Origin of the sequence: Clostridium sp. cel8 (assembly GCF_014050525.1) — a bacterium.
In the GTDB taxonomy this organism is placed as follows: Bacteria; Bacillota; Clostridia; order Clostridiales; family Clostridiaceae; genus Clostridium_B.
On record NZ_JACGAG010000014.1, the window covers coordinates 49633 to 60032 of the forward strand.

The following is a 10400-nucleotide window of genomic DNA, read 5'->3' on the forward strand; positions in this document are numbered from 1 at the left end:
TTATAAAAAACATTTTATATAAGTTAGTTATATCCGTTAAGGGGGTATTTTATGTTTTTAAAAGAATGTTTTTACGCAATAATCAAAAATATAAATGAAGCATTAATAGGAGTTGATAAAAATGGCTCTCTAATAATTATAAATTCCAAAGCTGAAAACCTTTTATCTATAACAAAAGATAGTATAGGTACTTATGTAGAAAATGTAGTTCATGGAACAAAACTCATTAAAACCTTAAAAACAGGAAAGAGTGAATTAAACAAAAAATTTTCTATAAATAAAAGAGAACTTATAACAAGTAGAATACCAATTATAATAGATAATGAAGTAGTTGGAGCAATTGCAATTTTTGAAGATACTACAGACAATCAAAGAATGAAACAAGAATTAGTAAAAAATGAAATATATATAAATATATTAGATACTATAATGAATACTCTAAACGAGTGTGTAGTTCTAGTAGATAAAAATGGTATTATAACTATGATGAGTAAAGCTTATAAGGATTTTTTGGGATGTACTAATCCAGAAGGTAAACATGTTACTGATGTAATAGAAAATACCAGGTTACATGAAATTATAAAAAGTGGTAATATAGAAGTAGGTGACATTCAAGAAATAAAAGGAAACAAAATGATTTCCATGCGCGTTCCAATTAAAAAGGATAGTAAAGTTATTGGTGCAATTGGTAAAGTTATATTTAAAGATATAAGTGATTTTTATACCTTAAGCAAAAAAATAAACAACCTACAAAAAGAAATTGAGTTTTATAAAAATGAACTTGGAAAAGAAAGAAAAGCAAAATATTCTATTGAGAATATTATAGGAAATTCCTTCAAAATACAGAAAGTTAAATCTCTAGCACTAAAAGTTGCAAAGACAAATTCAAATGTACTCATAACAGGAGAAAGCGGAACAGGTAAGGAATTATTTGCTCATGGCATACACAATGCTAGTAAAAGATATTTAGGCCCATTTATAGAAATAAATTGTGCTTCTATTCCATCTGAACTATTTGAATCGGAATTATTTGGTTACGAAGAGGGAGCTTTCACTGGAGCTAAGAAAGGCGGTAAAGCAGGAAAATTTGAACTAGCAGATGGAGGGACTATTTTTTTAGATGAAATCGGTGATATGCCAATGTATATGCAAGTTAAACTTTTAAAAGTAATTCAAGAGAGAGAAATTGAAAGAGTAGGCGGAACTAATCTAAAAAAAATTAATGTTAGAATTATTGCAGCAACAAATAAGAATCTTGAAGAGAGAATTAAAATGGGTAAATTTAGAGAAGATTTATATTATAGACTCAACGTTGTAAAAATAGAACTACCTCCTTTAAGAGAAAGAAAATCTGATATTCCACTTCTTGCTACTAATTTAAAAAACAATATTGCAAATCGTTTAGGATTATATGTAGAAGGTATATCAAAAGAAGCTTTGGACTGTTTAGTAAAATATGATTGGCCAGGAAACGTGAGAGAACTTGAAAATGTTATTGAGAGAGCAATAAATCTACTTGATTCAGATTTAATTATAAAATTAGAGCATCTACCACAAAGATTAACAAATAATAAATTTAGAAATCAAATCAATATTAGAAATAAAAATAGTTGCTTAAAAGATATAATTGAAAATGTTGAAAAGCAAGTTATATCAGATTGTTTAAAAAAAAATAATTGGAATAAGAATAGAACAGCTAATATACTTGGAATAAGCAGAGCTAATTTATATAAGAAAATCAAGCTATACAATTTAAAATAGCCAAATCAATTGTTAAAATTAATTTCAATTCAAATACATTTTCATAATTTAGTGTAAAATAAATTTACATGTAAAATAAATAAACATTTACCTCATACAAGTAATTAACGTTATATAAGTAAATTTTTGTATAAAGTGTATATATTATATACACTTTATTTTTTCATATATTTAACAATAATTTCAAGAATCATTGATATTACATAATTTAAACAACTTATTAAAACTTTGGCATTATAATTGCTATTAAATACAGTGAAGCACAAAAACTTATTATTATAGGAGATGATATTATGAAATCAAAACTAATTTCTAAGGCTGAAGCAATTAGTTTAATAAAGGATGGAGATACTGTTGCAGTTAGTGGTTTTGTTGGATGTTCCCATCCTGAAGATCTTACAGCTGAAATAGAAAAATCATATTTAAAAAATCAAACTCCTAAAAATTTAACGCTAATACATTCTGCTGGTCAAGGTGATAGTGATAGTAAAGGTTTAAATCATTTTGGACATGAGGGATTAGTTAAAAAGGTAATAGGTGGTCACTGGGCATTAGCTCCTAAGCTACAAAAATTAGCTATGGAGAATAAAATACAAGCTTATAACTTACCACAGGGAGTAATATCTCAAATGTATAGAGAAGTTGCCGCAAAAAGACCTGGAGTTCTTACACATGTTGGGTTAAAAACCTTTATAGATCCTAGAATTGAAGGTGGTAAACTCAATGAAGTAACTAAAGAAGATATTGTAAAATTAGTTACAATAGATAACAAAGAATATTTATTTTATAAAAGCATTCCAATAGATGTTGCACTTTTAAGAGCAACTTATGCAGATGAATATGGAAATGCAACTATGGAAAAAGAGGCAGCAGTTCTTGATGTAACTGCTATGGCACAAGCTGCTAAAAATTCAGGTGGAATAGTAATTCTCCAAGTTGAGAATATTGTATCCAAAGATACTCTTGATCCTAAAAAAGTTAAAATTCCAGGAATATGCGTTGATGCTATAGTTATATCAGATCCAAAAAATCATATGCAGACATTTGCTGAACAATATAATCCATCTTATTCAGGTCAAGCTAAAGTATTATTAAAATCATCAAATTCTATAATGCCACTAAATGAGAGAAAAGTTATAGCCAGAAGAGCCTCAATGGAACTTGTTCCTAACGCCGTAATTAATCTTGGAATTGGAATGCCAGAAGGTGTTGGCTTAATAGCAAAAGAAGAAGGTATAGCAGATGAAATGACCTTAACTGTAGAATCTGGTGGAATTGGTGGGGTACCATCAAATGGATTAAGTTTTGGTGCTTCAACAAACCCTCAAAGTATACTAGATCAAGCAATTCAATTTGATTTTTATGATGGCGGTGGACTTGATGTAGCATTTTTGGGACTTGCTCAATGTGATAAGTTTGGAAATATAAATGTAAGTAAATTTGGAACTAAAATTGCAGGTTGTGGTGGTTTTATCGACATAAGCCAAAACTCTAAAAAAGTCATATACTGCGGAACATTTACAAGTGGAGGACTTAAAGTTTCCATAGATAACGGAAAGCTCAAAATACTACAAGAAGGTAAATTCAATAAATTTGTAGACTCCGTACAACAAATTACTTTTAGTGCAGAATATGCTAGGCATAAAAATCAAACTGTTATGTATATTACAGAAAGAGCAGTATTTACACTGGGAGATAATGGTATAATATTACAAGAAATTGCTCCAGGGATAGATCTTGAAAAAGATATATTAAATCACATGGACTTCAAACCAATAATATCTTCAAAACTGAAAACTATGGATTATAGAATATTTAATGATGGTTTAATGGGTATAAAAAATACAAAATTATCAATTGCTTAGATTGATGAGCAGTTATCATAAATTAATATATATTATTCAGATAAATTATATGATTACTTAAGTTAATACTAGAAAATTTAATATTAACTTAAGTAATACAAAAAAATATAAATATATGAAATGGGGATGATATTATGCTTAAATTAGGTGATACTGCTTCAACAACTAATAAGATAACATCAGATATGATTACAAAATTTTCTAACCTTAGTGGTGATGTTAATCCAATACATTTAGACGAAGAATACGCAAAAAAAACTATATTTAAGACCAGGATAACTCCTGGATTACTTGTAGCTAGTTTTATTTCAGCTGTAATTGCAAATAAACTTCCAGGAAGAGGATCTATTTATTTAAGCCAAGATTTAAAATTCAAAAGACCTGTATATATAAATGATACTATAACCACTCAAGTTACAATCACTGATATTTTGGATGAAAAAAATATTGTTATACTAAATACCAAATGTATAAACCAAAAAGGTACTGTAGTAATTGATGGAAGTGCATCTGTTAAAGTAAAACAAACTAGATAAAATTGTTATATAAATATATTTTTATATAAAACTCCGCATATTTTTCAAAAAATTCATAATTTTCATATTAAAATTTTATTTGTAACTTTAAAGATAACTACTAATCTGTAGATTAATTTCTACTTTGATGTAGTTATCTTTAATTTTTAAATAAAATAAAAAACACTGAAATTCAGTGTTTTAACTGTCTTTGGTGCGTCAGAGAGGAGTCGAACCCCCGGCACGCTGGTTCGTAGCCAACTGCTCTATCCAACTGAGCTACTGACGCTTAAACTAATTAACATTTTCGATTTTAATTATATATTATATATATAAAATAGTCAAATTATTTTAGGATTTTAATATCAATAAACACATTTTTCTACAGTTCTCGTTGCAACTATATCTACCTTTGTGTTAAGTATATTTTTACAAATAATATCTCCTGCAGTTATGGGAGCTCCTACATGTAATCTACTAAGCGCTTTAGAACATTCTATCCATAGTTTCTTTCTTATAGGCTTAGTACTTTTAACAGGAATAACATTCCGATTTGCTCCTTCTATTCTAACTATACTTGTAAATATTCCAAATTTATCATTATCTTTAACTTGATCTTTAAAATTAATTGTATCCATAAATATTCCTCCCAACTAAATTTCATCAAATTCTTTTATTCTACTTAATAATATTTTTGAACCACTAGAATCCTTAACAATGTCTGTTATATTCTTATTAGTTTCTCTTGCTAATATATCAGCTACTTTATAAAGACATCTAGATCCTCTACAACTTCCAAATGTAGCTCCAGTCCTTCTCTTTATACCCTCTATAGTACGCGCTCCTAATGGCCTTCTTATTGAATCTATAATTTCACCTTCAGTTACATTTTCGCAATAACATATTATTTTACCATACTTCTTGTTAAGTTTTATTATCTCTCTTCTCTTATCATTTGATATATCTCTAAATCTGTAGAACTCTCTTCTTTTATCTATAAAATCCTTTTTAGGAACACAATTTAAATTATTAACTATACTTTCACATACAATCTTAGCAATTGCAGGTGTCATTGTAATTTGTCCTCTATGATTTTCCAATACTCTTATATATCCTTTATCAATCAAGCTATCGTCTATAATAAGATCATCATCATAGTATTTAGACTTATAAAATATATTAACATTATTTTCATCTATTTTACCAATATATCCTTCTATTATCTTTAATCCACATTCATAATCTATATCCTCATCAGTGTTTATTTCCACCATAAGTCCATTATTTTGTGTTGGAATAATATATATTTTACTATAATCCTCCATTAATATAGAAGATATATTATTACTCTTATATAAGTTCTGAATGTTATCTATAAAGTAATAACTTATGTACTTTTTCTTTCTAACTCTTCTATCATTTTTATCTAAATTATAATATTTACCTTGTATAGTTGTTAACACCATACTACATGTAAACTTATTCTTATTTGTTACAACTTTAAACCCTTTAGACATTGACTCTATATTAAGCACTTCTTCACCCATTTTAAAATTGACACCATTGTCAAATGCAATTTCACCATATGATATTGCAAGATCATATGGTGATATAATTCCCATATTCTTAGAATATATGGCTTTATCAATCCTCATATTTAAATTTGGATCGATATTTAATACTTGATCTCTATTTAACATATGTATATTTTTAATTCCATTTCTCAGTGCCCTATTATAGATAGTTTTAATATCATCTTTCCGATTTTCATTATCCGAAGTTATAAAATACCCTTTTTCTTCAAAATTTATATTGAATTTAGGTGCAATTTCTCTTATAATACTATTTCCCATGGATTCTAGCCTAGATAATAATGTGTTTTCACATTCAGTTCCATCATAAACTACAGCAGCATTTATAAGAGCTACATCATCTGCTATATCATAATCCTTTTCAATTAATGCTATATTTAAACTATACTTTGAAAGTTCATAGGCAACTGAACATCCTATTATACCTCCACCTAAAATAAGTACATCATAATCCATAATATAAACTCCCTTTCAAAGAAAAAACTTAATTTTAAGCCAACAATTATATTATATTACCTTTTACCATCTAATCATATATAATATTTCTAATTTAAAAGACTGTCTACAAAAATTATATAGGCAGTCTTTTAAAAATTATTATTTATTTAATTCCTCTATTAACTTACCAAGCTGATCTATATAATCACCATATTTAGACCAATCTCCATTTTTTTGAGCTTCAATAGCATTATTATATAAATCCTGAGCCTTTTCTAATTGCTCAGATTTACTGCTTATATCTTCTGTAGTACTAGCACTATCAGACCCTGATACATTCTGTTGCTCTTTATTATAATTAAACATTTGAGATATTGCATCATCAATATTTTTAGCTATTAATATCTTATCTCCATAAGACATTATTACTCTTTTCATTTCAGGTATGCTATTCTTTCCACTAGCCCTTAAATAAACTGGCTCTACATAAACAAGAGAATTATTTATTGGAACTATTATAGTATCACCAAATTGTACATTTGAACCGTCCTTATTCCACAATGATAACTGCTGTGATATAGTAGGATCCTGATTTAGTTGTTGCTTAAACAAGTATGGACTATATACAGTTTTCTCCGGTGGAAATTTGTATAATACCATTTTACCGTAGTTATCTCCATCCATTCTAGCTCCAAATAGAGCCGCCATATTATCCTTATTCTTTATATTTAAGTATTGTATCAATATCATTTCTTCAGTTTTTTCACCAGGAAGTTTCATAACAACATAAGGTGAATTCATAGAATTCTTCTCACCATCAACTTGTTTCTGATTTTTAGCAACTTCCCATACATCTTCACCATTATAAAATACACTTGGATCAGTTACATGATATTTTCCAATAACATTACACTGTATTGTAAAAAGATCTTCTGGATATTTAAAGTGCTTTCTTAAATCAGGTGACATAGCACTTATATCTTTAAATAACCCGGGAAATATTTTTGAGTAACTTTTAACTATAGGATCATTTTTATCAACTATATAAAAATTAGTAGTTCCATTAAATGCATCTACAACAACCTTGAATGAATTTCTTATATAGTTTATTCCATTACTTTGAGGTTGCGAATATGGATATTTATTTGAAACAGTATACCCATCTAGCATCCAGTATAATTTCCCACCACTTATTACCATATAAGGATCAGAATCATACTCCAAAAAAGGTGCTATTTTTTCTACTCTATCTTTTATATTTCTATTTATTAATATTTTACTATCACTATTTATATCTCTTGAAAGAAGAAAATTAATATTTTTTTTGTATAATGAAAATAAAATTCTATTAATAAAGTTCATCTTTATTCCAAATTTACCATCATATTTATTAGTAGCATTACTACTACCTTTAGGATAATCAAACTCATTTATTTTAGTATTAACTACTGCATAATCATCAGTATTTTCTCCATAATATATTCTAGGATTATCAATTTTTATATCTGTAGAATTATTAGGAGGCATATCCTTTATAACAAAATTAGGCTGTCCAGATGAAGTTACAGAATTAACTTTATTCATCACCAATCCATATCCATGAGTGTAAATAAGATGTCTATTTTGCCATGTATCTGGATCTATAGAGCTACTATCTATTTCTCTGGCACCAATGAATACTTGAGTAAGTTTTCCATTTATATTATATCTATCTACATCAATATTATTAAAATTGTAGTAATATCTTATAATTTGAACTTGATTATAAAATTCAAGAGTTGGTTCATAAGAATTTACTCTTATATTATTTATAGTATCCATATTATCTTTTATATCATTTTGTGTAAGAGTATTTTTAACTTCAAAAGCTTTTGAATCTACATCATCAATATTAAATGCTTTTCTCGTATAATCAATACCATATTTTATATATGGACTCTCTAATGTCTTCTGATTTGACTTTACTACAAAATTTTGAACAACGGATGCAGACACATTTTCAATAACAACTAAACCTACAATTACTGATACAGATATTATAATAGGTTTAATTTTAAGCTTCATTACACTTATAAATATTACAATTGCAGATATTATTGAAAATAAACATATTATTTTATAAAATATAAGACTTACATGCATATCAGTATATCCTGCGCCAAATGCTACTCCCTTTTGGCTGTATACAAGATTTAATGCTTTTAAGAAATATCCTACTGAAACACATATCATTATAAGTGCAGCTAAAATAGCCAGTTGCTTTCCAGCAAATCTTGTAATTCCATTTTTTACATCGATTCCTCCAACTCCTCTTCTAAATCCTTTTCTAAATTCACCCCTTGAATTTCTTCCTAATGTCAAATTATCCTTCATAGTTAAAATCATATATACAACAAAAGTTACTACTGTTAATAACACAATTAAACTAACAAAAGCGTTGTATATAGACTCTATTAAAGGTAACTTAAATACATAGAAAGATACATCTAAATGAAAAATTGGATCTTTAGTATTAAAGGGAACTGAATTATTAAACTGTAAAATTCTATACCAATATGTTGATGAAAATCCATAAGAAATTAAAAGTGATATTATAATATCAAAAAATAAAATCAGTCTTCTCTCTATTATTTGGTTTCTCTGATTTACTTCAACAACTTTCTTATATTTAAGTATACTTAATCTAATACTTTTATAATAAAACCATATAAATATAAAACATATTACAAAAGTAGGTACCATAAGTTTCAACGTTGCTGTTATCTGTGTGAAATAAACAGACAAATATCCTATTTCCTTAAACCATTCTACATTTATTATAAAACTTACAATTTTATTTAAAAATAATAAAATTATTGCCAATATTACAACTATACTTGTTAAACTTATAACTCCCTTTTTTTTCATAATAATCACCTCTTTTAATACTAAAAATATTAAAAACTCATTAATCAGAAATTAAATACTTCTTTAATTTTAATTCCTTCTTTACGTTATTTATAATTGAAATATCATCTGCATAAATAGTATGAAGATGTATACCTCCTGTTAAAACCAAAAGTGGTTCAGATTTAGTAGACAGAACTTTATTAATAAAGCTTTTGACATCATATATAGATTTTATCATAAGCATTCCCTTGATTTCTCCGTATATAGGGTGTTCTATTATAACATCTTCAACTGTTGCTCCAAATTTAACTATAGTAATCAATTCATCTTCAATCTCACAAGATTTATGAGAAACTGCTATTACTTGTTTAATTTTATTATTTCCGGTTTTAGGAATCAAATAGCCTTCAGGTGTCGCTATTATAGATTTTCCTTTAGCTCTCAAAATAGCTATATCCTTAACTATAATCTGTCTTGTAACTCCCAATTTTTCAGCTAATATATGTCCTTTTTGAGGTTTATCACTAGACATTAAAATGTTTTCTATATTTTCTCTTCTTTTAACTGCATTCATATTTTCCTCCAAATTTAAAACATGACTCATTTATAATTATATCATAAAAAGTAAAGCATAATATACTAAAATTTACATTTAATTACCATAAAGTATAATTAAATATATTTCTAATTATTGTTGTCACAATATTTTAATATATTAAGTTCTTTATCATCTTTAATATTTTTATTATCATGATTTTCAACGAAGTAAATTATTTTCTCATTAAATCCAGATTTTCTTAAAATATCAGCTCCTAATTTAGAATGATAATAGTATATATTAATTTTAGATATTTTAAAACAATTATTGAATTTTTTCATCTTACCAAAAGTAAACTTATCTAGTAAAACCATAATAGATTTATCAATAATATTTAATCTTTTTAACGATTTACCTATATCATGAAAGAGTGCAGCTTTTATAAGTAATTTAGAATCCATATTTTTTCTATAGCAAATCTTTTCTACATCATATGCAACTCTTATAGAATGTTTTCTTTCAGATAAAGATAATTTATTAAATAGTTTCATTTCTGTTTCATTAAGATTATTTCTTAAGAACTCTAAATCATTATCATTTATTTTTGAACATAAATTCCAATAAAATTGTTTTATCCTATAAAAAAACATGCTACACCTCTTTTTCATTTTTATATCATTATAACGCAAAAAAGTGACTAACTAATAATTGTTAGTCACTCTAAATATGGTGGAGATAAAGAGATTCGAACTCTTGACCCCCTGCGTGCAAGGCAGGTGCTCTCCCAGCTGAGCTATACCCC

General features: G+C 26.8%; 8 protein-coding genes and 1 tRNA gene. 3 read left to right on the forward strand and 6 right to left on the reverse strand.

What is annotated here, in order from left to right; translation table 11 throughout:
• The first annotated feature begins 51 nt into the window (after window positions 1–51).
• The 3 genes from H2684_RS11105 (at window position 52) to H2684_RS11115 (ending at window position 4162) form a co-directional block, all read left to right on the forward strand.
• Window positions 52–1761, forward strand: a complete 1710-nt coding sequence (locus H2684_RS11105) for a sigma 54-interacting transcriptional regulator (protein ID WP_182089468.1) — start codon at window positions 52–54, stop codon at window positions 1759–1761.
• A 293-nt stretch (window positions 1762–2054) separates the two neighbouring features.
• A complete protein-coding gene (locus tag H2684_RS11110) occupies window positions 2055–3626 on the forward strand; it encodes an acyl CoA:acetate/3-ketoacid CoA transferase (RefSeq protein WP_182089469.1) in 1572 nt (523 codons plus the stop codon).
• 134 nt (window positions 3627–3760) lie between these two features.
• Window positions 3761–4162 (forward strand): MaoC family dehydratase, encoded by a 402-nt coding sequence (locus H2684_RS11115; RefSeq protein WP_182089470.1) that lies wholly within the window; start codon window positions 3761–3763, stop codon window positions 4160–4162.
• Window positions 4163–4353: 191 nt separating this feature from the next.
• Here H2684_RS11115 and H2684_RS11120 read toward each other — a convergent pair.
• From H2684_RS11120 to H2684_RS11145, 6 genes are all read right to left on the reverse strand, one after another.
• Window positions 4354–4430: transfer RNA gene (locus H2684_RS11120), tRNA-Arg, on the reverse strand.
• 76 nt (window positions 4431–4506) lie between these two features.
• Entirely contained in the window at window positions 4507–4779 is a 273-nt protein-coding gene (locus H2684_RS11125) for a DUF1667 domain-containing protein (RefSeq protein WP_182089471.1), read from the reverse strand.
• 15 nt (window positions 4780–4794) lie between these two features.
• Entirely contained in the window at window positions 4795–6189 is a 1395-nt protein-coding gene (locus H2684_RS11130) for an FAD-dependent oxidoreductase (RefSeq protein WP_182089472.1), read from the reverse strand.
• 141 nt (window positions 6190–6330) lie between these two features.
• Window positions 6331–9078 carry a UPF0182 family protein gene (locus H2684_RS11135; RefSeq protein ID WP_182089473.1) on the reverse strand — a complete coding sequence of 916 codons (2748 nt, stop codon included), beginning with the start codon at window positions 9076–9078 and terminating at the stop codon, window positions 6331–6333.
• Between the two features lie 40 nt (window positions 9079–9118).
• On the reverse strand, window positions 9119–9634 hold the full coding sequence (locus H2684_RS11140; protein WP_182089474.1) for a transcription repressor NadR: 516 nt from the start codon (window positions 9632–9634) through the stop codon (window positions 9119–9121).
• 110 nt (window positions 9635–9744) lie between these two features.
• A complete protein-coding gene (locus tag H2684_RS11145) occupies window positions 9745–10248 on the reverse strand; it encodes an HDIG domain-containing metalloprotein (protein WP_182089475.1) in 504 nt (167 codons plus the stop codon).
• Window positions 10249–10400: the final 152 nt, after the last annotated feature.

Bases quoted from the DNA above. Each gene is read 5' to 3' on its own strand.
- H2684_RS11115 (WP_182089470.1), top strand. From the start codon at position 3,761: ATGCTTAAATTAGGTGATACTGCTTCAACAACTAATAAGATAACATCA.
- H2684_RS11125 (WP_182089471.1), bottom strand. From the start codon at position 4,779: ATGGATACAATTAATTTTAAAGATCAAGTTAAAGATAATGATAAATTT.
- H2684_RS11145 (WP_182089475.1), bottom strand. From the start codon at position 10,248: ATGTTTTTTTATAGGATAAAACAATTTTATTGGAATTTATGTTCAAAA.
- H2684_RS11130 (WP_182089472.1), bottom strand. From the start codon at position 6,189: ATGGATTATGATGTACTTATTTTAGGTGGAGGTATAATAGGATGTTCA.
- H2684_RS11140 (WP_182089474.1), bottom strand. From the start codon at position 9,634: ATGAATGCAGTTAAAAGAAGAGAAAATATAGAAAACATTTTAATGTCT.
- H2684_RS11105 (WP_182089468.1), top strand. From the start codon at position 52: ATGTTTTTAAAAGAATGTTTTTACGCAATAATCAAAAATATAAATGAA.
- H2684_RS11135 (WP_182089473.1), bottom strand. From the start codon at position 9,078: ATGAAAAAAAAGGGAGTTATAAGTTTAACAAGTATAGTTGTAATATTG.
- H2684_RS11110 (WP_182089469.1), top strand. From the start codon at position 2,055: ATGAAATCAAAACTAATTTCTAAGGCTGAAGCAATTAGTTTAATAAAG.